Source organism: Azospirillum cavernae, assembly GCF_003590795.1.
GTDB lineage: Bacteria > Pseudomonadota > Alphaproteobacteria > Azospirillales > Azospirillaceae > Azospirillum > Azospirillum cavernae.
This window is the reverse complement of sequence record NZ_QYUL01000001.1, coordinates 982,205-1,004,075: the sequence shown is the minus strand read 5'-3', so window position 1 is coordinate 1,004,075 and position 21,871 is coordinate 982,205. Positions and strand designations below refer to the sequence as shown.

The 21,871-nt window shown below is 67.6% G+C and carries 20 protein-coding genes; 14 read left to right on the top strand and 6 right to left on the bottom strand.

Going from position 1 to position 21,871, the window contains the following annotated elements; translation table 11 throughout:
- Window positions 1–14: 14 nt before the first annotated feature.
- Together rpsR and rpsF are read right to left on the bottom strand one after the other, a co-directional pair.
- On the bottom strand, window positions 15–290 hold the full coding sequence (gene rpsR, locus D3877_RS04765; protein ID WP_119829579.1) for a 30S ribosomal protein S18: 276 nt from the start codon (window positions 288–290) through the stop codon (window positions 15–17).
- Window positions 287–730, bottom strand: a complete 444-nt coding sequence (rpsF, locus tag D3877_RS04760) for a 30S ribosomal protein S6 (protein WP_119829578.1) — start codon at window positions 728–730, stop codon at window positions 287–289. The genes rpsR and rpsF overlap by 4 nt, the downstream gene beginning before the upstream one ends.
- A gap of 493 nt (window positions 731–1,223) precedes the next feature.
- Between rpsF and fabD the strand changes: the two genes are divergently transcribed.
- The 5 genes from fabD (at window position 1,224) to mltG (ending at window position 5,700) form a co-directional block, all read left to right on the top strand.
- Window positions 1,224–2,165: an ACP S-malonyltransferase gene (gene fabD / locus D3877_RS04755; protein ID WP_119829577.1), complete on the top strand. Its 942-nt coding sequence runs from the start codon at window positions 1,224–1,226 to the stop codon at window positions 2,163–2,165.
- Between the two features lie 8 nt (window positions 2,166–2,173).
- A complete protein-coding gene (fabG, locus tag D3877_RS04750; RefSeq protein WP_119829576.1) occupies window positions 2,174–2,911 on the top strand; it encodes a 3-oxoacyl-[acyl-carrier-protein] reductase in 738 nt (245 codons plus the stop codon).
- A 172-nt stretch (window positions 2,912–3,083) separates the two neighbouring features.
- Complete coding sequence (locus tag D3877_RS04745) at window positions 3,084–3,326, top strand: acyl carrier protein (protein ID WP_119829575.1); 243 nt, start codon at window positions 3,084–3,086, stop codon at window positions 3,324–3,326.
- Between the two features lie 94 nt (window positions 3,327–3,420).
- A complete protein-coding gene (fabF, locus tag D3877_RS04740; RefSeq protein WP_119829574.1) occupies window positions 3,421–4,683 on the top strand; it encodes a beta-ketoacyl-ACP synthase II in 1,263 nt (420 codons plus the stop codon).
- Between the two features lie 6 nt (window positions 4,684–4,689).
- On the top strand, window positions 4,690–5,700 hold the full coding sequence (gene mltG, locus D3877_RS04735) for an endolytic transglycosylase MltG (RefSeq protein WP_119829573.1): 1,011 nt from the start codon (window positions 4,690–4,692) through the stop codon (window positions 5,698–5,700).
- A 25-nt stretch (window positions 5,701–5,725) separates the two neighbouring features.
- Here the strand turns inward: mltG and D3877_RS04730 are convergent, their stop codons facing one another.
- The gene (locus D3877_RS04730) at window positions 5,726–7,738 is read right to left on the bottom strand and encodes a methyl-accepting chemotaxis protein (protein WP_119829572.1); all 2,013 of its coding nucleotides are present in this window, start codon (window positions 7,736–7,738) and stop codon (window positions 5,726–5,728) included.
- 178 nt (window positions 7,739–7,916) lie between these two features.
- Between D3877_RS04730 and D3877_RS04725 the strand changes: the two genes are divergently transcribed.
- The 7 genes from D3877_RS04725 (at window position 7,917) to recG (ending at window position 18,481) form a co-directional block, all read left to right on the top strand.
- On the top strand, window positions 7,917–9,119 hold the full coding sequence (locus D3877_RS04725) for a methyl-accepting chemotaxis protein (protein ID WP_119829571.1): 1,203 nt from the start codon (window positions 7,917–7,919) through the stop codon (window positions 9,117–9,119).
- 13 nt (window positions 9,120–9,132) lie between these two features.
- A complete protein-coding gene (locus tag D3877_RS04720) occupies window positions 9,133–10,026 on the top strand; it encodes a CheR family methyltransferase (protein ID WP_119829570.1) in 894 nt (297 codons plus the stop codon).
- Complete coding sequence (locus D3877_RS04715; protein ID WP_119829569.1) at window positions 10,023–11,447, top strand: chemotaxis protein CheW; 1,425 nt, start codon at window positions 10,023–10,025, stop codon at window positions 11,445–11,447. The genes D3877_RS04720 and D3877_RS04715 overlap by 4 nt, the downstream gene beginning before the upstream one ends.
- Window positions 11,444–12,544 carry a chemotaxis-specific protein-glutamate methyltransferase CheB gene (gene cheB, locus D3877_RS04710; RefSeq protein ID WP_119829568.1) on the top strand — a complete coding sequence of 367 codons (1,101 nt, stop codon included), beginning with the start codon at window positions 11,444–11,446 and terminating at the stop codon, window positions 12,542–12,544. Before D3877_RS04715 ends, cheB begins: the two co-directional genes overlap by 4 nt.
- Before the next feature lie 12 nt (window positions 12,545–12,556).
- A complete protein-coding gene (locus tag D3877_RS04705) occupies window positions 12,557–12,973 on the top strand; it encodes a response regulator (protein ID WP_119829567.1) in 417 nt (138 codons plus the stop codon).
- A gap of 22 nt (window positions 12,974–12,995) precedes the next feature.
- Window positions 12,996–16,007, top strand: a complete 3,012-nt coding sequence (locus tag D3877_RS04700; RefSeq protein ID WP_119829566.1) for a chemotaxis protein CheA — start codon at window positions 12,996–12,998, stop codon at window positions 16,005–16,007.
- A 392-nt stretch (window positions 16,008–16,399) separates the two neighbouring features.
- A complete protein-coding gene (gene recG / locus D3877_RS04695; protein ID WP_119830785.1) occupies window positions 16,400–18,481 on the top strand; it encodes an ATP-dependent DNA helicase RecG in 2,082 nt (693 codons plus the stop codon).
- On the opposite strand, the gene D3877_RS04690 is transcribed toward recG, so the two are convergent.
- Window positions 18,459–19,232, bottom strand: a complete 774-nt coding sequence (locus D3877_RS04690; protein WP_199720697.1) for a DUF502 domain-containing protein — start codon at window positions 19,230–19,232, stop codon at window positions 18,459–18,461. The genes recG and D3877_RS04690 overlap by 23 nt on opposite strands.
- A gap of 196 nt (window positions 19,233–19,428) precedes the next feature.
- Here D3877_RS04690 and D3877_RS04685 point away from each other — a divergent pair, with 196 nt between their 5' ends.
- Together D3877_RS04685 and hisE are read left to right on the top strand one after the other, a co-directional pair.
- The gene (locus D3877_RS04685) at window positions 19,429–20,145 is read left to right on the top strand and encodes a Crp/Fnr family transcriptional regulator (protein ID WP_238474732.1); all 717 of its coding nucleotides are present in this window, start codon (window positions 19,429–19,431) and stop codon (window positions 20,143–20,145) included.
- A 59-nt stretch (window positions 20,146–20,204) separates the two neighbouring features.
- The gene (gene hisE / locus D3877_RS04680) at window positions 20,205–20,615 is read left to right on the top strand and encodes a phosphoribosyl-ATP diphosphatase (protein WP_119829565.1); all 411 of its coding nucleotides are present in this window, start codon (window positions 20,205–20,207) and stop codon (window positions 20,613–20,615) included.
- An 8-nt stretch (window positions 20,616–20,623) separates the two neighbouring features.
- Here the strand turns inward: hisE and D3877_RS04675 are convergent, their stop codons facing one another.
- Entirely contained in the window at window positions 20,624–21,169 is a 546-nt protein-coding gene (locus D3877_RS04675; protein WP_119829564.1) for a hypothetical protein, read from the bottom strand.
- Entirely contained in the window at window positions 21,166–21,828 is a 663-nt protein-coding gene (locus D3877_RS04670) for a hypothetical protein (RefSeq protein ID WP_211100284.1), read from the bottom strand. The genes D3877_RS04675 and D3877_RS04670 overlap by 4 nt, the downstream gene beginning before the upstream one ends.
- Between the last annotated feature and the right edge of the window lie 43 nt (window positions 21,829–21,871).

Here is a 21,871-nt window from a genome sequence, read left to right as displayed (position 1 = left end):
CCTGTCGTCCGGGCTTACTTCACGATGTACGGAAGCAAAGCCAGGAAACGGGCGCGCTTGATGGCGCGGGCCAGCTCGCGCTGCTTCTTCGTCGAGACCGCCGTGATGCGGCTCGGGACGATCTTGCCACGCTCCGAGATGAAGCGGGACAGCAGCTTGATGTCCTTGTAATCGATCGCCGGGGCGTTCGCGCCCGAGAACGGGCAGGTCTTGCGGCGGCGGAAGAACGGGCGACGAGCGCCGCCGCCGGTGCGGGCGGCGGGAGCGCCCGTGGTCTGCTTGTCGCTCATTGCGCGATCTCCCCTTCCGAAGCGGTCACATTGTCCTGGCGGCGCGGCGGACGCGGGCCACGGTCGTCAAAACGACGGGGGCCACGATCACCACGGTCGCCGCGATCGCTGCGCTCGTTCCGGCTCTGCATCATCGCCGACGGGTTGGCGTCGAGTTCGTCCACGCGCACGGTCATGTAGCGCAGGACGTCTTCGTTGATGCTCATGTTCCGCTCCATCTCCGCGACGGCGGCGGCCGGGGCGGAAATGTTGAACAGGGTGTAGTGACCCTTGCGGTTCTTCTTGACCTTGTAGGTCAGGGTCTTCAGACCCCAATACTCGGTCTTCTCGATCGTGCCGCCATTGTCGCGGATGATCTGAGCGAATTGTTCGCTGAGAGCTTCGGCCTGGGCGGCCGAAATGTCTTGGCGCGCGATCAGCACGCACTCGTAAAGTGCCATTGCACTCCCCATGGCTGTTCATGGTCCGGCGCTGCGCCAACACCCCCAATGGATGCGGTCAGCCGCCCGGGCCTAGCCAACGGCACGCCGTCGGCAAGGAGTTAGAAGCGGCGCAGTATGCACAGAGCGGCTTGGTCGGCAAGAAAAATCCAATGGGAGGTGGCGAACGATGAGATTTCTGGTGAAATGGGCGGGAATTGCCGGATGGCGAATCCCGTGACCGCCCGGCTCTGATCGCGCCAAAAGAAGAAAATTCGACACTCTATATATAGGGAGTGTGCGCGGCGTAAAGCCGAAGGGGCGACAGCAAACAACAGGTCGCGGGCCAAAGAATTTTTCGGCTCTGCGCCTGGATTGACCGCGTTTTATCGGTTTTTTGGGGATTTGGACAACGCGCGTCGCTTGACTTGCCCAAAAGGGAGGGTATGACTGTCGCCCAATCGTCGGCGTCGCCACAGGGGCGGCGCGCTTTCATCCAGGGTTTTGACGCAGCATGATTAGGGCGTTCGTCTTTCCGGGGCAGGGCAGCCAAGCCGTGGGCATGGGTCGCGAACTCGCCGAGGCGTTCGAGGTCGCGCGCCACACCTTCCAAGAGGTGGACGACGCGCTGAATCAACGCCTGTCACGACTGATGGCCGAAGGCCCGGAAGCGGACCTGACCCTGACCGAAAACGCGCAGCCCGCCCTGATGGCGGTCAGCGTCGCCGTTCTGCGGGTGCTGGCCAGCGAGGGCGGGGTCGATCTCGCCAAACACGCTCGTTTCGTGGCTGGTCATTCCCTGGGCGAATATTCCGCGCTCTGCGCCGCCGGGGCCTTTACGTTGGGCGACACCGCGCGCCTGCTGAAGCTGCGCGGGCAGGCCATGCAGAAGGCGGTTCCGGTCGGCAAGGGCGGCATGGCCGCTCTGCTGGGCGCCGAGCTGGACCAGGCGCAGGCCATCGCCGCCGACGCTGCTCAGGGCGAGGTCTGCTCCGTCGCCAACGACAATTCCGCCGGTCAGGTGGTGATTTCCGGCAGCGCCGACGCCATCGACCGCGCTATCGCGCTCGCCGCCGAACGCGGGTTGAAGCGTTCGGTTCGTCTGCCGGTCAGCGCGCCCTTCCATTGCGCGCTGATGCAGCCCGCCGCCGACGCGATGGCCGAGGCTCTGGCCGCCGTGACCATTTCTGCGCCGGTCGTTCCGGTGGTCGCCAACGTGACCGCCGCCCCGGTGTCCGATCCCAACGCGATTCGCCGCCTGCTGGTCGAGCAAGTCACCGGCATGGTCCGCTGGCGCGAATGCGTCCTGGCCATGAAGGAGCAGGGCGTCGAGGCGTTGGTCGAGGTCGGCTCCGGCAAGGTGCTGGCCGGTTTGACCAAGCGCATCGACAAGGAGCTGTCCGCGACCTCGGTGGGGACGCCGGCGGACGTCGAGTCGTTCCTGAAGACTTTGTGAGGCCATCCATGTTCGATCTGACTGGCAAGTCGGCCCTCGTCACGGGCGCGTCCGGCGGCATCGGCGCCTCGATCGCCCGGGCCTTGCACGCTCAAGGGGCGTCCGTCGCCCTGTCGGGCACCCGCGTCGCTCCGCTGGAGGCGTTGGCCGCCGAATTGGGCGAGCGCGCCTTTGTGGTTCCCGGCAATCTGTCGGAGGCCGCCGCGATCACCCAGCTTCTCAAAGACGCCGAAACGGCGCTGGGCAAGATCGACATCCTGGTGAACAACGCCGGGCTGACCCGCGACCAGATCGCCATGCGCATGAAGGACGAGGATTGGCAGTCGGTTCTCGACGTCAATCTGACCGCCGCCTTCCGTCTGTCGCGCGGCGTCATGCGCGGCATGATGAAGCAGCGTTGGGGCCGCATCATCAACATCACGTCGGTCGTCGGCGTCACCGGCAATCCGGGGCAGGCGAACTACGCAGCCTCCAAGGCCGGGTTGATCGGCATGTCGAAGTCGCTGGCCGCTGAACTGGCCTCGCGCAACATCACCGTGAATTGCGTCGCGCCGGGGTTCATCACCACGGCGATGACCGACGCCCTGAACGACGAGCAGAAGCAAAAGCTGCTCCCCGCCATCCCGGCCGGCCGCATGGGCGAGCCGGGGGAAATCGCCGCCGGGGTCGTGTACCTCGCGAGCGAAGAGGCCGCTTACGTCACGGGTCAGACGCTGCACATCAACGGCGGCATGGCCATGATCTGAGGCGGCTTCGCCTCTTGTGAAGCTTCGGAGTCCCCGGTTGCCTCTTGGGCGCTGGTCAAGGCTGCCGAAATATGTTATCGGACGGGGCTTTCGCGGCAGGACGGCACGTTCTTCGCGTGTTGCTCCGACCGGATTATCCCGAGCGGTTTCAAGGATTGGAAGGTCTAATAAAATGAGCGACATCGCCGAGCGCGTGAAGAAGATCGTTGTTGACCACCTGGGTGTCGAGGAGTCGAAGGTGGTGGAGAACGCCTCCTTCATCGACGATCTGGGCGCCGACAGCCTCGACACCGTCGAGCTGGTTATGGCCTTCGAGGAAGAGTTCGGTGTGGAAATCCCGGACGACGCCGCTGAGAAGATTTTGTCGGTGAAGGACGCCATCGACTTCATCAAGGCGAACGCCACCGCCGCCTAAGGGCGGGGATCGCGTTTCCCGAGGGCCAGGCGCGCCGCGTGCGGCGCCCTGGCCGTCGCCGAGATTTTCCGAGGAAAGGTCAAGGAACAGCCTCATGAGACGTGTCGTCGTCACCGGACTCGGTCTGGCCACGCCGCTTGGCGTTGGTCATTCGCTGAACTGGGAGCGGTTGATTGCCGGTCAATCGGGAATCCGGGCGATCACGGGCTTCGACGCTTCCGACCTCGCCTCCAAGGTGGCTGGTCAGGTTCCGCGCGGCGTCGGCGAGGGGGATTTCAACCCTGACGCCTACGTGTCCTCCAAGGACCAGCGGAAGATGGATGATTTCATCCTCTACGCGATCGCCGCCGCCCAGGAAGCCATCAAAGATTCCGGCTGGGTTCCCCAGACCGACGAAGAGCGCGAGATGACCGGGGTCATGATCGGCTCGGGCATCGGCGGGCTTCCCGGCATCGCCGAAGGCGCCATCACCCTGCACGAAAAGGGGCCGCGCCGCCTCTCTCCCTTCTTCATCCCGGCCTGCCTGATCAACCTCGCCTCCGGGCATGTGTCGATCCAGTACGGCTTCAAGGGACCGAACCACGCGGTCGTCACCGCCTGCTCGACCGGCGCGCACGCCATTGGCGACGCCGCCCGGCTCATCATGTGGGAAGACGCCGACGTCATGGTCGCGGGCGGCACGGAAAGCGCGGTCAGCCGTTTGGGCGTGGCTGGTTTCGCCGCCATGCGCGCGCTGTCCACCAACTTCAACGACACGCCGTCGCAGGCGTCCCGGCCCTATGACAAGGACCGTGACGGCTTCGTCATCGGCGAGGGCGCCGGCGTCGTCGTGCTGGAAGAGCTGGAGCACGCCAAGCGTCGCGGCGCGACCATTTACGCCGAAGTCGTTGGCTATGGCCTGTCGGGCGACGCTCACCACATCTCGGCCCCCGCCGAGGATGGCAACGGCGGCTTCCGCGCCATGCGCGGCGCGTTGAAGCGCGCGGGGTTGGCTCCGTCCGACATCGACTACGTCAACGCCCATGGCACCTCGACGCCGCTTGGCGACGAGATCGAGTTGGGCGCGGTGAAGCGGCTCTTCGGCGATTCGATGAGCACGCTGGCCATGTCGTCGACCAAGTCGGCCATTGGGCATCTGCTGGGCGCTGCTGGCGCGGTCGAGGCGATCTATTCGATCAAGTCGATCAACCATGGCATCGTTCCGCCGACTCTCAATCTTGAGAATCCGTCGGAAAGCTGCCAGGGCGTCAATCTGGTGCCGAAGGTGGCGCAGGAGCGCCGTGTCCGCGCGGCGCTGTCCAACTCCTTCGGGTTTGGCGGCACCAACGCGTCGTTGGTCTTCAAGGAGTTTGCGTAAAGCATCATGGGCTGGGGCCTCCGAATTGTTGCGGGGGCGCTGGTCCTGGTCAGCGCAACCGCCGGAGTCGGCGTCTGGGGAGCCATGGAAGTCATGGCACCCGGTCCTCTCGATCATCCGGAAACCGTCGTCATCCCGCGTGGCAGCGGGGTTGAATCCATCGCCATAACTCTGGGCGACGCCGGAGTCGTGTCTTCCCCCCTGCTGTTTCTGGCGGGGGCGAAGATCACCGCGTTGGCGGGGTTGGCCGGGAGCGCGCGTGACCTTAAGGCGGGCGAGTATCTGTTTCCCGCTGGCGTCAGCATGGACGCCGTTCTTGAGCAGATGCGGCAGGGCCGCACGGTGGTCCGGCGCTTCACCGTGCCGGAGGGTTTGACCTCCGCGCAGGTCGTCGCTCTGCTCGACAAGGAAACGGCGCTGACCGGAACGGTCAAGCAGACGCCGAAGAACGGCGCGCTGTTGCCGGAAACCTATCATTTCGCCTATGGCGACAGCCGCGCTTCGATCATCGAGCGGATGCAGACGGCGATGACCCAGGCCTTGGCCGAGGGCTGGAAGGCGCGCGATCCGCATCTGCCCTTTGAAACGCCGCAGCAGGCGCTGACCCTGGCCTCCATCGTCGAGAAGGAAACCGGGATTGCCGCCGAACGCGCCAAGGTGGCGGGGGTCTTCATCAACCGGCTGGAAGCGGGGATGAAGCTGCAATCCGACCCGACGGTGGTCTTCGCCCTGACCGATGGGGTGGGCGAGTTGGGACGGGCCTTGACCCGGAACGACTGGAAGTTCGAGTCCCCCTACAACACCTATCAGGTCACGGGCTTGCCGCCGGGGCCAATCGCCAATCCGGGCAAAGCGTCGCTGCAAGCGGTGCTGAAGCCGGAAAAGCACGACATGCTGTATTTCGTCGCCGATGGCACGGGCGGGCATGTCTTCGCCAAGACTCTGCCCGATCACAACCGCAACGTCGCCAAATGGCGCGACGTTCAGCAGGCGCGGCAGTCGGCGACCGACCCCTGATCCTTTCGGGTCAGGCCGCCCCGCCTCAGATGGCCTTGAAGCGCGCCGCCTGATGGCGGGTTTCGTCAGCCAGACGCGACAGTTGCACCATGGTGGCGGCGATTTCCTCCGACGCGGCGGCGTTCTTCGACGCCACCATGCGGACGCTTTCCACCGAAGTTTCGATGTCTTTCACCGAAGCCTGCTGCTGCTCCATCGCCACAGCGACGGCCTGAAACGCCTTGTCGATGCGGGCGACCCGTTCGGCCAAACCATCCATCATCCGCCGGGCCTGTTCGGTCACGGCCATGCCCTCCGCCGCCATAGTCGCGGCGGATTCGATGATTTCGGCGATCTGGCGGGCGCTTTCCACCGCGTTGTCGGCCAGCTTGCCGACCTCCTCGGCGACGACTTCGAAGCCTTTGCCCTGCTCCCCAGCGCGGGCCGCTTCGATGGAGGCGTTGACCGACAGGATGTTGGTCTTCACCGCGATCTGGGTGATCGCCTCCGTGATCCGTCCGATGCGGCGGCTGTTGTCCGCGATGGTCTGCGACACGCCCAACAGCCGGGCCATGTCCTGTTTGCCCTTGGCGGCGAAGCCGGTGGCGTCCTTCACCATGTCGGCGGCGTCGCGGGTGCTGTCGGTGACGTGGGCGATGGCGCGGGCGGATTGGCCGACGGCGACCACCACCTGATCGAGATCGTCGGTTTGCTCCGACGCGCCGTCGGACACCTGGGCGATGGCGGTGCTGGCCTGCCCGGCGGCGATGGCGACTTGGGCCGCCTGATCGCCGATGCTTTGAAAGGCGGTTCCTGTCTCTTTCAGCAGATCGACCATCTCGCCATAGGCGCCGGCGAAGGCGACGGCGCGACCGCCGGTCATCGCCTGTTCCGTTCCGTCGGTTGCGGTCGCCACGCCGGACAGGCGGTGCATTTCCTGGTGCAGACCGTGCAGCACTTGGATGACGCTTTCGATGGCCCGCCCGATGGCCCCCAATTCGTCCTGCCGCCCGGTTCCCGGCACGACGACGGTCAGATCGCCTTCGGACAGGCGTTGAATGGCCCGGGTGGTGGCGGTGATCGGAACGGTCAGGCTGCGGGCGATCAACACCGACAGCAGGACGCCGACCGCCAGCGCGCCGAGCGCGCCGGTTCCCAGCAGAGCCACGGCGCGGCTGCGCCCGATCTCGCGTTCGGCCAACTGCCCGGCGACCAGCGCGCCGACCCGTTCGCTGACCGCGTCGGCGGCGTCCTTCATCACCGCCCGGGCCTTCAACCGCTGCTGGATGATGTCGCGGACCAGCAGGAATTCGGTCTCCACCCCCAGAACGGCGGCGGTCAGATTGGCGATGTCCTTTTGCGTGGCCTCGTCGGGGGCGCTTTTGCGGGCGTCGGCGACGACGTAAAGCAGCTTGTCGATGCTGGCGTTCAGCCAGTCCCGCCCCGACCCGCCATTTTCGATCAGGAATTGCTGGATGTCGAGCAACGCTCCCCGCGTTTCCTGGATCATCCGGTTCGCGATGCTGGACAGCACCACCGTGGATTCCAGGGCGGCCAGGGCGGCGGCGTCGGTCGGGTCGGTGTGCAGGCGGATGACGGCGTCGGCGTACCGCTCCGTCTGGGCGTGGGAGATGGATTGGGCGGCGACCAGCAGGACGGCGGTCTGCTTGCGCAGCTTTGACATGCTGGCGAATTTCTCCACCTCCAACCGCACCACCTCGTCGAAACTTTTGCGGTAGAGGTTGAGCTTGTCGAGCGCCTCGCTCAAGACCTGAGGATTCACCGGGTGGGCGGGGTCGTTCAGCAGGGCTTCGGCCTCGGCCTTCAGCGCATCGGTCAGGGCGCGGACGCGGCGGCTGGCCGATGGATCGACGTCCAACAGATAACGCGCCTCTTCCAAGCGGGCGAGGTTGAGCGTGCCGTCCAGCGTCGCGGTGCGGCTGGCGACGTCCACCCGCGCGGCGTAGGTGTCCAACCCGTTCCAGCCGACGGCGGCGACCGTGACGGTCAGCAGCAGGATGGCGGAAAAGCCCAAAGAAATGCGGGTGGAGATCGACATGCCGACGGTGTCCCTACAAACTGGCATCAGGCGAGCTGGCTTTGGGCGAACTGGCCCCGGTGGTGGCCGTTTGATTTAACCTTGCGTCGGTCGGGGTGCATCCGGCAAGTCATAAGGCGGTTGCCTTGACCATCCATTGCCCTAGGCTTGTCCGATTGTTTGCGAGGAGCCATTCGTCATGTCCTTTCCGGCTGGTCTGCGCGTGTTTCCCAAGCTGTGCCTGACGGCGCTGCTGCCCGCCGCCGCCGCGCTGATCCCCTTGGCGTTGCCGGGGGCCGAGCCGCGCGTTCTGTGGCTGGCGACGGGCGGAGCGTTGGCGGTCGCGTTGTTGATTGGGCTGGTCGTCGCGCTGGATCTGGCCGACGCGCTGCGCCGCTTGGAACGGCGGGCGGCGGATTTGGCCGATGGGCGCTTTGACGGCTGGCAAGCGGCCCCGCCGCGCGGCGATGAACTGGGGGCGAGCTTTGCCGCGCTCGACCGGCTGGCGGCGACGCAAAGCGCCTTGCACGCCGAATTGCGCCGCCTGATCGACGCCGGGGAGACGGACGGCAAGACCGCCGCTCCCACGCTGCCGGGCGGCTACGGCGCGATGGCGGCGCTGGTTGGCGACGCGCGCGGCTCCTTCCAGCGAATCGGCGAGCAGGCGGCCCAGGTCGCGGTCGCCGCCGGGCAGGCCAGCACGGCGGTGGCCCAGGTGTCTGACGGCGCGTCGATCCAGACCGAGGATTTGGACCGGGTGGTTCATGCGGTCGGGCAGTCAGCCCGCGCCATCGCGTCCGTCACCGACAGCACGCGCGCCGCGTCGGACATGGTGAAGGACACCGCCGGTTTCGCCGACAAGGGCAAGACGGAGATGGCGCGGCTGGTCCGGGTGTCGCAGACCATCGGCGACAACAGCCGCCGCATCGGACGGATCACGGAGGCGATCACCCAGATCGCCGTGAAGACGAACATCCTGTCGGTCAACGCCTCCATCGAAGCCGCCCGCGCCGGGGAACAGGGCAAGGGATTCGAGGTCGTCGCCGAAGAGGTCGGCAAGCTGGCCGACAACGCGGTGGAGAGCGCCCGTCAGATCGCCGAGATCGTCGAAGCCGCCGCGACCATGGCCGAAGAGGGCATGGCCGCCACCGCCGAGGTGGTGCAGATGATGGACGGCATCGCCGAACGGGTGACGCAGCTCGACCGCATGTTCCAATCCGTGGCGGGCGCGATGGCCCAGCAGCAGGACAGCATGGTCGAAATCGAATCGAACGTTGGCAACATCCGCAACGTCGCGTTCAAGAACGCCGCCGCGTCGGAGGAGATCACGGCGACCATGGTGCAACTTTCGCGGTTGGCCGACGAAACCCGCCGTCTGGCCGAGCGCTTCAAAGCGCCGTGACGGAGCGCCGCCGGTGAGCGCGCCTTTCTCCACCCCCCTGGAAGCGCTGGCGCGGCGGCTGCTGGACGACGTGCGGCGCAAGGCGGGGATCCGCCATGACCGTCCGTTGGAACGCAAGCTGACGCGCATTCTGGCGGCCATGCCGCTGGCCGTGCTGGAAAGCTGGGTGGAGCAGATCGAGGCCGCCGCCCCGGACAGCCCGGATTGGCTGAGCCTGATCGAAAATCTGACCATCCACGAAACCTATTTCTTCCGCGATCAACCGCATCACGAGAATCTACGCCGCCATGTGTTGCCCCGCCTGATCGCCGACCGGCGCGACGCGCGCGCTTTGCGCCTGTGGAGCGCCGGGTGCGCCAGCGGCGAGGAGGCTTATGGGCTGGCCATCCTGGCGCTGGAGGCGCTGGCCGACGCGGGCGCGGCGCGGCGGACGGGCGAGGGGATCGTTACCGAGTGGACGCTGGACGTTCTCGGGACCGACCTCAGCCGCATCGCCGTGCGGCAGGCGCGCAACGCCTGTTATGGCGACGAGGGCATGGGGGCCTTTCGCGATCTGCCCGCCGCCTACGCCGACTGGTTCGTTCCGTTGGCGGGGGAGGCCGAATCCTGGCGCCGGGTGCGGGACGACGCCCGGCGAATCGTCCGTTTTGAACGGCGCAATCTGATGGATTCCGCCCCGCCGGAAACCGGCTTCGACCTCGTGTCCTGCCGCAACGTGATGATCTATTTCGACGACGACAGCCGCGACCGCGCCTTGCGGCAACTGATCGGGGCCGTCGCCCCGAACGGCGGTTGGCTGACCTTGGGCGCGACCGACCGCCTGCCGGAGGGCGCGCCGTTCGAGCGCCATCGTGGCGAGCGGGCCGTCGCCTTTCGCCGCAAGCCGGGCGGGGAGGGGGCGCTGTGATCGGCGGCTTCCTCACCTTCGACATCGCCGGAACCCCCTTCGCCGTGGACAACGCCCAGGTGGAGGAGGTGGCGGAATCCGCCCGCGCCACCCGGCTGCCCTTCGCCCCGCCGCAGGTCGAGGGGCTGGCGAACGTCGCCGGGCGCATCCTGCCGGTGCTGGACGTCACCGGCTATCCGGCGCTGGGGTTGGCGTGGGGCGGCGGGCGCAAGGGCGGGCTGTTGATCGTTTTGCGGGCGGGCAATGGGCTGGTGGCGCTGCGGGCCGGGCGGATCGGCGGGTCGTTGGCGCGTGACCGCGTGTCGCTGGAGGCCCCCGCGCCCGAGGATGCGGGCGCGCCGGTGGCGGGGCGGCTGCGGCATGGCGACCGTTCGCTGCGGCTGCTCGACCCCGACCAGTTGCAGCTTGGCCATGGCATGGCCTTCGCCGCGCTGCCGGAGGGGGAGGCGTTGGCCGGGGTGCCCGCCGATCCGCCCGACCCGGCGCGGGAGCGCTCCACTGTGCGGCTGTTGATCGTCGAGGCGGGCGGACGGTCCCACGCGCTGGACATGGGCGACGTCGTTCTGGTCTTTCCGGTGGCGGATCTGCGCCCGCTGCCGAACGCCCCGGCGCTGGTGCGCGGCATGGCGCAGGCGCAGAGCCGTCCGGTGCTGCTGGCCGACCCGTTGGGCGCGCGGTCGGGCTTGGTGGGCGGTTATGCGGTGGTTCACGCCACGCCCTGCGGGCCGGTTGGCGTGCAGGTGGACGCGGTGCGCGGCGTGGTCCGTTTCCCGCTGGATCGCGTGAAGGCGGGAGAAGCCGGTGCGCCGAATGAAATCGTGGATTACGATGGGGCTTGGCTGGACGTGAGAAGCGGAATGGGCATGTTGGGCGACCATCTGGGCGAGATCGGCCCCCTGATCCCGGAGGGCGGCGACATGGCCGACAGCCGTCTGCCGCGCCGTTTCTTCCGCCGTTTCCTGACCTTTCTGGTCGAGGCGCGCGTCTACGCCCTGGAGTTTGAGCGGGTCCGCCGCGTGGTCGAGGCGTCGGACCGGCTGCGTCTGCCGCAAGGGGCGGCGAGCTTCGACGGCTTGACCGACGTCGATGGGGCGATCCTGCCGATTCTCGATCTGCGGCGTCTGCTGGCGCGCAACCCAGTGGGAACCCCGTCCGAGCTTCCCGGCGTCGCCATTCTGGTGGAGATTGACGGCGGCGTGGTGGCGGTGATCGCCGATTCCATCCAGCGCATCCGCAAGATCCCGACCGACGACGTGGACCCGATGTCCGACCGCCTGACCGCCGCCGTTCTCCGGTTGGAGGGCGCGCTCATCCCCGTGCTGCGCCCGGAAGGGCTGATGACGGACGCCAAGGCGACTGATGGGGCGACGAAGGCGCTGCCGCCCGCCGCCGCGCCGACGACCGGGGGAGGCGTGCGATGACCGCGCCCCGCATCCGGCTGTTGGTGGTCGATGACAGCAATTTCGTCCGTGTGGCGCTGCGCAAAATGCTGGAGGCCGCCGCCGACATCGAAATCGTCGGCGAGGCGCGCAACGGGGCCGAAGCCCTGCGCCTGTCGCGCCGCCTGAAACCGCACGTCGTCGCCATGGATCTGAACATGCCGATCATGGACGGCATCGAAGCGGTCCAGGCCATCGCCCAGGAAAAGGGGCCGCCCTGCATCATGGTGTCCAACGAAACCTCCGACGGGGCGAGCGCCACCATCCGGGCGCTGGAATCCGGTGCGGTCGATTTCGTGTGCAAGAACACTTCCTTCATCACCTTCGACATGGCGTCGATTGAACGGCAACTGACCGAGAAGGTGCGCCATTGGGGCCGCTGGCGTATGGCGGCGTTGGGCGAATCGTCCGCAGCCGCCGCCACGCCGCAGGCCGCGACCGTGGCGCGGACGGCGCCGCCCGCCGCCGCGCCACGGTCTCCCAGCGTCGCGGCGCGCGGCAAGCGGCCCGATCTGGTGGTGGTCGGCGTGTCCACCGGCGGGCCGGTGACGTTGCTGGAACTGCTGGGCGCGCTGGGGCCGTTGCCCTGCCCGCTGGTGGTGGCGCAGCACATGCCCGCCAGCTTCACCGCCGGGTTCGCCGCCTCGCTGGCCCGCAGCCTCAAACGCCCGGTGACGGAGGGGGAGGAGGGCGCGGCCCTGGAACCCGGCTCCATCACCATCCTGCGCGGAGGGGCCGATTGGCTGGTCAAGCGGTCGGCGTCGGGGCGTTTCGCCCTGCGTCTGGTCGCCGACAGCGGCGAACCGCATCACCCCTCGGCCAATCTTCTGTTCCGCTCCGCCGGGCTGGAGGCTGACGCGCCGGTCGCCGTCATCCTGACCGGCATGGGGGACGACGGCGCCGCCGGGGCGGCGGAGCTGGCGGCCCGGCGCTGTCCGGTGCTGGTCCAGGATCCGGCGTCCTGCGCCGTGGACGGCATGCCCAATTCGGCGATCCGTGCGGGCGTCGCGACCGACATCCTGCCGGTCGCCGCCATCGCGGCCAAGCTCAACACCCTGTTCACCCTGACGCAAGCATAGGAAACCTGTTTGATGGCGAAGCCTACGATCCTGCTGGTCGATGATTCGGTGCTGATGCGCACCATCATCGGCGACATCGTGCGCTCCGACGAGGATCTCGATCTGGTCGGCGCGGCGGAGAATGGCAAGGTGGCCTTGGAGATGGTCAAGTCGCTGAAGCCCGACATCGTGCTGCTCGACATCGAGATGCCGGAAATGTCGGGGCTGGAGGTGATGGAGCATCTGTCCCTGACGTCGCGCGCCAAGGTCATCATCATTTCCTCGGTCGCCCAGGTCGGTTCGCCCGAAGCGAACGAGGCCCGCGCGCTGGGCGCGGTGGAGATCATCGCCAAGCCGTCCGGCACGATGAGCCTCGATCTGGCCCACAAGAAGGGGCACGACATCGTCGTCGCCATCCGCCGGGCCGCCGGTTTGCCGGTTCGCTCCTAACCACGACGGAACGGGCCGGGGCATGAGCGAACTGATCGAAACCCTGTGGCGGCAGTTCGGCGTCGAGGCGGGCGAGCATTTCGACGCCATCGAAAAGCTGCTGTCGGCCAGTTCTGGCGAGGATGGCTCCGGCGAGGATGGCGGGGCGGAGCGCGTGGCCGCGCTGTTCCGCTCCTTCCACTCGCTGAAGGGCGCGGCGCGGGCGATGGATCTGTTCGCGATGGAGGCGGTGGCCCACCGCGCCGAAACCATCTTGGGGCGGGTGCGCGGCGGCGCGCTGGCCTTGACCGGGGCGGTTGGCGATCCGCTGTTGGAGGCGCTCGACGCGCTGCGCGGTCTGGCCGATCTGGCGGTTCGGGAGCGGCGGGACGGCAAGGCCGACCCCGACCTTTTGGCCCGGCTCGACGCCTTGGGCGGGGCGAGCGAAGCGGTGGCGGCGGTCAAGGCGGCGCTGCCGCCGGTCAAGCCGCCAACCCGCCTGCACGACAACGAAAAACTGCTGACTCTGTTCGTCGGTCTGCTGCACGACGGCATGGCGACGCTGACCCGCGCGCTGGATCTGGCGGCGCTGGACGCCGACGGCTTCCGCAGCGTGGACGACACCGCCGAACGGCTGGAAATCGCCTGCGAGCGCTTGAACTTCCTGCCCTTCGCCGACGTCTTCCGCCGCTTCCGCGCCGGTTTGGCGGCGCGCGACCCCGACGCGATCCTGCGGGAGTTGCAGGCGGTGACGCTGGCCAGCGCGCGGGTCGGGCGGCTGTCCGGGCGCGACGCCGGATCGGCGATCCTGGCGACCCTGCTGGCCGACCACAACGCCCAGGCGCTGGCGCGGGGAACCGCCCGCGCGTTGGAGCTGATGGCCGACCCGGCGGCGGCTGGGGAGGAATTGGCCGGGCTGCTCGACCGGCTGGCGGCGACTCTGGACATCCTGGCGCTGCCCCGCGCCGCCGCCCTGTTGCGGGTGATCGCCGACGTGACGCGGCGGGCGGCGCCGCTGGGGCATGAGGATTGGCCGGGCTTGCTCAACGATGGCCGGGCGATGGTGGCGGGGCTGGCCCATCAGGCGACGCTTGACCCGCCGGAGGATCTGGACGCCGCCGCCGCCGCCGCGCTGGAGGGGCGCTTGCGCCGTTTCGTCGACGCGGCGTCCGCCGCCGCCGAGGCGCGACGGCCCTTCACGGTTGAGGAGTTGACCGCCTTCGGCCTGGACGCCGGGCTGTTGCGTTTCCTGTCGCCGGACAGCGCGGCGGATCTGCGCGCGGCGGTCGCCGACCCGACCGTGACCCTGTACGAGGTCACGGCCTTTCTGGAAACCTCCGCCGAGGTGGCCTCCGGCTTTGTCTCCTGGTTGGGCGGCAAAGTGCGGGCGATCACCAATTGGCCGGAGTTCATCGACGGCAAGACCTGGCTGCGGGTGCTGGTCGCGTCGGCGCAGGGCCTCGACCCGCTGCGCGACGCGCTGTCCGCCATCGACCCCAGCGGGCAGTTTCTCCACATCCGTCGCTGCGCGCCGAGCGCGGAGGATGAGCCGGACGAGGCGTCGACGCCCGACATGGCGGGGGAGGGCGACGCGCCGCTGGTCGCCGAGTCCGCGCCGACGATGGCCCATCCGGTCCCCGCGAGGACGACCGCCGCGCCGTCTCCCGCAACCCAGCCGCCCGACATCCCGCCCGCCCTGCCGCCCTCCGCGCCAGCGTCTCCGCGCGCGCTGACCGCGCCCGGCGGCGGGGTGCTGCGGGTGCCGGGGGAGGTGGTGGACCGCTTCATGGCGCGGATCGACGGCATGGTTCTTCTGTCGGGCGAGTTGAACGGCGTCGCCAACGATCTGCGGCTGGAACAGGCGTTGGCCGCCTTGACGGAGCGGTTGGGGGCGGGCGATCCCGAATTGCGCGCCGTGCAGGAGGCGGTCGAGCATCACCGGCGCGCGCTGTTGGACCTCGACGCCCAACTCAGCCGGTCGGTGGACCGCTTGCGCGAATCCGCCCTCGATTTGCGGGTCGTGCCCATCGACACCCTGTTCAACCAGTTTCCCCGCGTGGTGCGCGAACTGGCCCGCGTGCAGGGCAAGACGGTCCGCTTCACGCTGGACGGCGGCGACGTCCGCATCGACAAGAGCATGGTCGAAACGCTCTATGACCCGTTGATGCACATGGTGCGCAACGCCATCGACCATGGCGTGGAATCCCCCGCCGAGCGTGAGGCCGCCGGGAAACCGGCCCAGGCGACGCTCAGCCTGCGCGCGGTCCAGCGCAACAGCCGCGTCGTGGTGGAGATCGCCGACGATGGCCGGGGCATCTCCACCGAAGCGGTGCGCGCCAAGGCCGTCCGCAACGGCCTGATCGGGGAGGAGGACAGCCAACGCCTCTCCCCCGAATCGGTGCGCGACTTCATCTTCGCCTCGGGATTTTCAACGGCGGACAGCGTTACGGAAACGTCCGGGCGCGGCGTCGGCATGGATGTGGTGCGCAACGCCATCACCCGGCTCGGCGGCAGCGTCGCCACCCGCACGCGGGAAGGGGCGGGCACCGCCTTCGCCATCGACCTTCCCCTGTCGGCGGCGATCCTGCGCACCCTGCTGCTTCAGGTCGGCGATCAGGTGTTGGCGATTCCCGACCGTTTTGTCGAAGAGGTGTGCGGCTTCACCGCCGACGCCTTCCATGTGGTGTCGGGGCGCTGGACGGTTTTGCGCCGCAACCGGGTGCTGCCGGTGGTTCGGCTGGCTGATGCGCTCGGTTTTCCGGCCAGCGGCGATTGGCCGCCGGTGGGCGAGGGGCAACGCTTGATCGTCGTTCTGCGCCAGGGCGACCGTCGGATCGGTCTGGAGATCGACAAGCTGCTGCGGCGCGGCGACCTGTTTGTGCGGGAAAGCCACCCCGGTCTGGCTGAAGTGCCGGGGGTGGGCGGCGTGTCGTTGCTGAACGATGGACGGATCGTCATCATTCTGGACGGCGACGAGCTGTACCGGCTGGCGGCGGCGGCGCAGCGGCGGGCCGCCGAAGGCATGGCGGGGACGCCGCAACCGCTTGTTTCATGAACCGGATTTCATCCAGCCGACAGACGGGGTTCAGGTGGGCGCGGTTACTGTTCATCCTGTGACGGGGGCGCTTCGACTTCCCCCCAGAACCGGCCCCGTCACACCGAGAGCAGTGTCTTCACAGTGCGTCTTCCACAGTGCGTTTTCTGATGTCTCTCCCGGTGGTTCCCCTGCCACCTAACTTCAGCCCGTCCGGTTCTCCCGCACCCCCACCGGACGGCGCCCTTTGGCGGAGCGCGACGCGGCCAATCACGGCCCTGGTTGCCCCCGACTGTCGCCGCCGGTCGCGGCGCGCTCCGCCCCCTTCTTTTTCTTTTGTGAATCCTGGTCTTGACGGGCCGCTCCCCAAGCGGCTTTCTGAGGTCCGTTGACCTTGCGAGACCGTGCCGCCCGTGCGCCCAGCCATCCTGTTTCCCTTGTTCAAGCCGGTCACGGCGCTTCCCGGCCTCGGCCCCCGTTTGGGCAAGCTGGTGGAAAAGCTGGCGGGCGGCCATGTCGTCGATCTGCTGTGGCATCTGCCCTGCGGGGTGATCGACCGCCGTTTCTCGCCGAAGATCGCGCAGGCGCCAAACGGGCGCATCGCCACGCTGACGGTGCGCGTTGATTCGCACGTCGCCCCGGTCAACCCGCGCCACCCCTACCGCATCCGCTGCACCGACGACACTGGCGTGCTGGAGCTGGTTTATTTCCACGTCAAGGGCGATTGGCTGGCCAAACAGATTCCGGTCGGCTCCACCATGGTGGTGTCGGGCAAGGTCGAATGGTTCAACGACACCCCGCAAATCTCCCACCCCGACGCCGTCGTTCCGCTGGAAGCCCGCGACGAAATCGAAACGGTGGAGCCGGTCTACCCGATGACCGCCGGTCTTCCGGCCAAAACCCTGCGCAAGGCGGTGCGCGCCGCCTTCGCCGACATCCCTGCGCTGGAGGAATGGCAGGATCCGGCCTGGCTGGCCCGCCGCCAATGGCCGACCTGGCCCGACGCCCTGAAGCGCGCCCACACGCCGGAGGACGAGGCCGACCTCGCCCCAACCTCGGCGATCCGCAGCCGCTTGGCTTATGACGAGCTTCTCGCCAACCAGTTGGCCTTGATGCTGGTGCGCTCCAGCCAGCGGCGGCTGGTCGGACGCGTCACCCAGGGCGATGGAAGCCTGCGCGGCAAGGCGCTGGCCGCCTTGCCCTTCGCGCTGACCGGCTCGCAAAGCACGGCGCTGGAGGAGATTTACGCCGACATGGCGGCGGACGCCCGCATGCTGCGGCTGCTGCAAGGCGATGTCGGCAGCGGCAAGACCGTGGTGGCGTTGCTCGCCATGCTGAACGCGGTGGAGGCGGGCGGGCAGGCGGCCCTGATGGCCCCCACCGAGATTCTGGCCCGCCAGCACGCCGAAAGCCTCGCCCCGCTGTGCAAGGCGGCGGGCGTTGAAATCGGCCTGCTGACCGGGCGCGACAAGGGCAAGGGGCGGCAGGCGGTGCTCGACCGGCTGGCCTCGGGCGAGTTGCCTCTCTTGGTCGGCACCCACGCGCTGTTTCAGGAGGATGTGGCCTTCAAGGATTTGGCGCTGGCGGTGATCGACGAGCAGCACCGTTTCGGCGTTCACCAGCGTTTGCAACTGTCGGCCAAGGGGCGGGCGGTGGACGTTCTGGTGATGACGGCGACGCCGATCCCGCGCACCCTGACTCTGACCGCCTATGGCGACATGGACGTGTCGCGCCTGATGGAAAAGCCCGCCGGGCGCAAGCCGGTGCAGACCGTCACCATCGCGCTGGACCGGCTGGAGGAGATCGTCCACGGCGTCCGCCGCAAGGTGCAGGAGGGCGGGCGGGTCTATTGGGTCTGCCCGCTGGTCGATGAATCCGAACAGATCGACCTCGCCGCCGCGACGGAGCGCCACGCCTTTCTCAGCGCCAGCTTCGGCGACCGGGTCGGGCTGGTGCATGGCAAGATGCGCGGCCCCGACAAGGACGCGGTGATGGCCGCCTTCGCCGAGGGCGCGCTGGACGTTCTGGTCGCCACCACGGTGATCGAGGTCGGCGTCAACGTGCCGGAAGCCACGGTGATGGTGATCGAGCACGCCGAACGGTTCGGCTTGGCCCAACTGCACCAATTGCGGGGCCGGGTCGGGCGGGGCGAGAAGCCGTCCACCTGCCTGCTGCTGTTCGACCCGCATCTGACCGAAACCGCGCGGTCCCGCCTGAAGACCCTGCGCGACACTGAAGACGGTTTCATCATCGCCGAAGAGGATTTGCGGCTGCGCGGGGCGGGCGAGGTGCTTGGCACCCGGCAATCGGGCCTGCCGGGCTTCCGGCTGGCCGATCTGGCGGTGCATGGCGAATTGCTGGCGGTGGCCCGCGACGACGCCAAGCTGATCGTGGACCGCGATCCTGAATTGGCGACGCCGCGCGGGCAGGCGCTGCGGACTCTGCTGTATCTGTTTGAACGCGACGCGGCGGCTAAGACGCTGCGGTCGGGCTGACGGTCGCGGGGCTGGTCGGGGCGGGGGTGGGCGCGGACTCGGGCGCGCTGGCGCTGGGACGGCGGTCGGGCGGCACGACGATGCCGCCGGACATCACCATCTTCAGCCCATCCTCGACCGTGATGTTCAGCACCTTCACCTCGTGACGCGGGGCCATCACCAGAAAGCCGGTGGTGGGGGGCGCGCAGGGGATGAAGACGTTCACCATATCCTCCCCATGGATGTCGGTGGCGCAGACCTCCTCCACCTCCGGGTGGGCGGCGCCGGTGATGAAGCCCAGCGACCAGACGCCGGGGCGGGGGTACTGCAAGACCACGACCTCGCGGAAGGCGTTGGATTTCTTGGCGAGCACCGTTTCAAAAATCTGCTTCACCGCGCTGTAGACCGAACGGACGACCGGCATCCGCTCCACCACCCCCTCGCTCAGCCCCAGCATCAGGCGACCGACGTAACCGGCGGTGAAGGCGCCGATCAGGGTGACGACGACGATGACGGTCAGCACCCCGATTCCCGGAATCGAGAAGGGCAGATAATTTTCCGGGTTGTAGGAGGACGGGATCAGCGGGCGGATGTGCCCGTCGATGAAGGACACGAACCACCAGGCGATGTAGATGGTGATGGCGATGGGGGCCGTCACCAGAATGCCGGCCAGGAAATAGGCGCGCAACCGACCGATCAGCCCGATCCGTTCCCGGCGGTGGCGCGGCGGCTCCGCCGCCTTGCTGTGACCGTCTTCGACGTTCTTGTTCACGGTTTTCCTGTCCACGCTGGCCCACCCGCTGAAAATCCCTTTGCGGCCATAGTGATGCAAGGCGCGTCGCGGCTCAACCACCGCGCTTGCGAAAAGCGCGGGCAAACTGGGGTCGCCCCCCTTTCCCCTACGATGCAGAGCGGGTTATCCTGCGCTGGAAAACGCCTATGTCTCGATCCGAAGGTTTGCCGCCGCCGTGTCCACGCATTCCGAGATCGCGCCCCCCGACGCGCTTGACCGCATCCATCTGCTGCGCGCCCTGTCGGCGGAGCAGCGGGCGGCGGTCGTCCGGCAATGCCGCTGGCGCCGCTTTGGCCTGGACGAGCAGTTGATCGACCATTGGGCGGAAACCAGCGACGTCGCCTTCATCGTCGAGGGGCGGGTCCGGGTGTTGAGCCATTCCGCCGGTGGGCGGGAAATCAGCTTTGACGACATCGAGGCCGGGGAGTTCGTCGGCGAAATGTCGGCGCTGGACGGGCGTCCCCGTTCCGCCTCGGTCGTGGCGCTGCGCGAGGGAACCTTGATCGCCTTTCTCGGCCCGCGCCCCTTTCAGGATCTGGTCGCCGGTCATCCGTCGCTGGCCATGGCGATGCTGCTGCGGTTGAGCGGCAAACTGCGCGTCGCCACCGACCGCATCATGGAATTGTCCACTCTGGGGGCCAACAACCGGGTGCACGCCGAATTGCTGCGGCTGGCCAAGCGGGGGCGGATTGAGGGCAAAATCTCGGTGATCGCGCCGATCCCCGTCCATTCCGACATCGCCGCCCGCGTCAGCACCACGCGCGAAACCGTCGCCCGCGTGTTGAGCGACCTGTCGCGCGACGGTTTGGTCGAACGACGCCCCGACGCGCTGGTTGTGCGCGACGTCTCCCGCCTGGAAACCATGGTCGAGGACGTGCGCGGCAGCGTCTGATTCACAACCGATGATGAGTTAAGCTTGACGGACGGCTTCATCGTCACGACTTCAGGGTCATGATGACGTTCGTCGGCTCGGACCCGCTTCGCACTCTTTATGATTCCATTCAGACGCTGCGGCGTGACCCGCTGTCGGCGCCGGAGGGGTCGCGCACGGCCAAGCTGCTGGCCCAGGGGCGCGCCCGGATGGCCCGTAAGGTCGGTGAAGAGGCCATTGAGGTCGCGATCGACGCCATGCGCAACGACCGGGGCGCCGTGGTCATGGAATCGGCGGATTTGCTGTACAATCTGGTGGTTCTGCTGGCTGACCTGGAGATTTCCCCCGACGAGGTCATGGCGGAAATTCAGCGGCGCGCGACGATCTTTGGCATCGCGGAAAAATTGCCGAAGGCGACCGAAGAACCAACCGCATTTATCGCCCCGGCCTTGGCCTCAACGGGCAAGCGGAGCAAGAGCGAGAAGCTGTAGCCAACCGCTCAGCCGTTGCCATCCTCTGTCGCGCTCGCCCGTTTCGCTTTGAACAGGTGGCACGGGACCGCGTTGCCGATCTCAAAACCCTGGTTCCGGGGAAAGCGTTGCAAGGCCCGGTCAACCGCCTCACGCGGGGTGGAGGCGACGATCAGATAGGTGCGTGGAATCGGCCAAGCGGCCATCATTCGCGCGTTCCCCGCGTCGTCAGCGCGGCGGACCTCCAGCGACCAGATGCCGCCCGGACGGGCGTCCAGCCGATCAAAAATATGATAGCGTTCAACGGGCGCCGCGCGGGCCTCGTCGAATTTTTCCGTCAGATGCTCCACGGCAAGGCGCGCGCCGTGAAGTTCATCGTCCAAGGCGGTTTCGCGTTCCTTGACTTGGTTCAGTTTTTGGCCGTGGTCAATGATCTCACGTTCCAGCGACAGCAGCGCGGTTTCCTCCTCCGTCAAGCTTTTGCGCGCGACGGCCATCCGGCGCTGACCAATGCGGTTGACCAGAACGCTGCCGACCATGAAGAGCACGGCGGCGTACAGAAACAGCGCGGTCATGCGGCCTGGACCGCAGCGGCGGCGGCAATGGACGCTGTGGCGGGCGCTCGCAGAACTGGCGTGGTGGGGGTGGTTGCGGGAGGCGCTGAGGCGGCAACCGTGCTGTCGCTTGTCGGCCCTGCGATCTTTGGCTGCACGGCCCGCTGCAACCGGGAGGCGACGATGCCCGACCGGGTGGTGAAGGCGCGTTGGATCGCCGCCATCGCCGATTCCGGCGTTTCCGCCCACACATGGGCGATGTTGTTGCGCTCCCAAATCTCTTTGGCGAACACGATGCGGCGCTGGTCGGCGCGGCCCTGCTCCGGGATTGTTCGCAGATCGGCTTGAAACAGCGTCATTCCGCTGTCGGGTTCACCGATTTCATGAACCATTTCGATTTTTGACAGCTTCAACGCGGCGGTTGCGGCGATGATTCGCGACCGCTCGGCCATCATGGCGTCCAGTTTTACCTGTTTGGCGGCGGCTTCGGTCTCGCCGCTGTCCAAGCGGATTTTCAGCTCAAGCTTTTCGCGTTGGCGGGACTGGGCGCGGCGACGGATCAACGCCAGCCGTCCAGCCGCCGCGCTCAGCCGGGACGCCTCGAAAATCACCGACAATCCTAGAGCGCTGAGACCAAGAAGCAGAACCGCCATACCGAAAACATCTTGGGTCGGAGGCATTTGGCCACCATCCGTAAAAGTAAGACGGTCATGGCCTCATTCA

What these genes read in the sequence shown, in the direction of transcription:
- D3877_RS04745 (WP_119829575.1), top strand. Translation starts at nt 3,084, where the DNA reads ATGAGCGACATCGCCGAGCGCGTGAAGAAGATCGTTGTTGACCACCTG.
- D3877_RS04670 (WP_211100284.1), bottom strand. Translation starts at nt 21,828, where the DNA reads ATGCCTCCGACCCAAGATGTTTTCGGTATGGCGGTTCTGCTTCTTGGT.
- fabG (WP_119829576.1), top strand. Translation starts at nt 2,174, where the DNA reads ATGTTCGATCTGACTGGCAAGTCGGCCCTCGTCACGGGCGCGTCCGGC.
- D3877_RS04705 (WP_119829567.1), top strand. Translation starts at nt 12,557, where the DNA reads ATGGCGAAGCCTACGATCCTGCTGGTCGATGATTCGGTGCTGATGCGC.
- D3877_RS04730 (WP_119829572.1), bottom strand. Translation starts at nt 7,738, where the DNA reads ATGTCGATCTCCACCCGCATTTCTTTGGGCTTTTCCGCCATCCTGCTG.
- rpsF (WP_119829578.1), bottom strand. Translation starts at nt 730, where the DNA reads ATGGCACTTTACGAGTGCGTGCTGATCGCGCGCCAAGACATTTCGGCC.
- D3877_RS04700 (WP_119829566.1), top strand. Translation starts at nt 12,996, where the DNA reads ATGAGCGAACTGATCGAAACCCTGTGGCGGCAGTTCGGCGTCGAGGCG.
- cheB (WP_119829568.1), top strand. Translation starts at nt 11,444, where the DNA reads ATGACCGCGCCCCGCATCCGGCTGTTGGTGGTCGATGACAGCAATTTC.
- rpsR (WP_119829579.1), bottom strand. Translation starts at nt 290, where the DNA reads ATGAGCGACAAGCAGACCACGGGCGCTCCCGCCGCCCGCACCGGCGGC.
- fabD (WP_119829577.1), top strand. Translation starts at nt 1,224, where the DNA reads ATGATTAGGGCGTTCGTCTTTCCGGGGCAGGGCAGCCAAGCCGTGGGC.
- hisE (WP_119829565.1), top strand. Translation starts at nt 20,205, where the DNA reads ATGATGACGTTCGTCGGCTCGGACCCGCTTCGCACTCTTTATGATTCC.
- mltG (WP_119829573.1), top strand. Translation starts at nt 4,690, where the DNA reads ATGGGCTGGGGCCTCCGAATTGTTGCGGGGGCGCTGGTCCTGGTCAGC.
- D3877_RS04725 (WP_119829571.1), top strand. Translation starts at nt 7,917, where the DNA reads ATGTCCTTTCCGGCTGGTCTGCGCGTGTTTCCCAAGCTGTGCCTGACG.
- fabF (WP_119829574.1), top strand. Translation starts at nt 3,421, where the DNA reads ATGAGACGTGTCGTCGTCACCGGACTCGGTCTGGCCACGCCGCTTGGC.
- D3877_RS04675 (WP_119829564.1), bottom strand. Translation starts at nt 21,169, where the DNA reads ATGACCGCGCTGTTTCTGTACGCCGCCGTGCTCTTCATGGTCGGCAGC.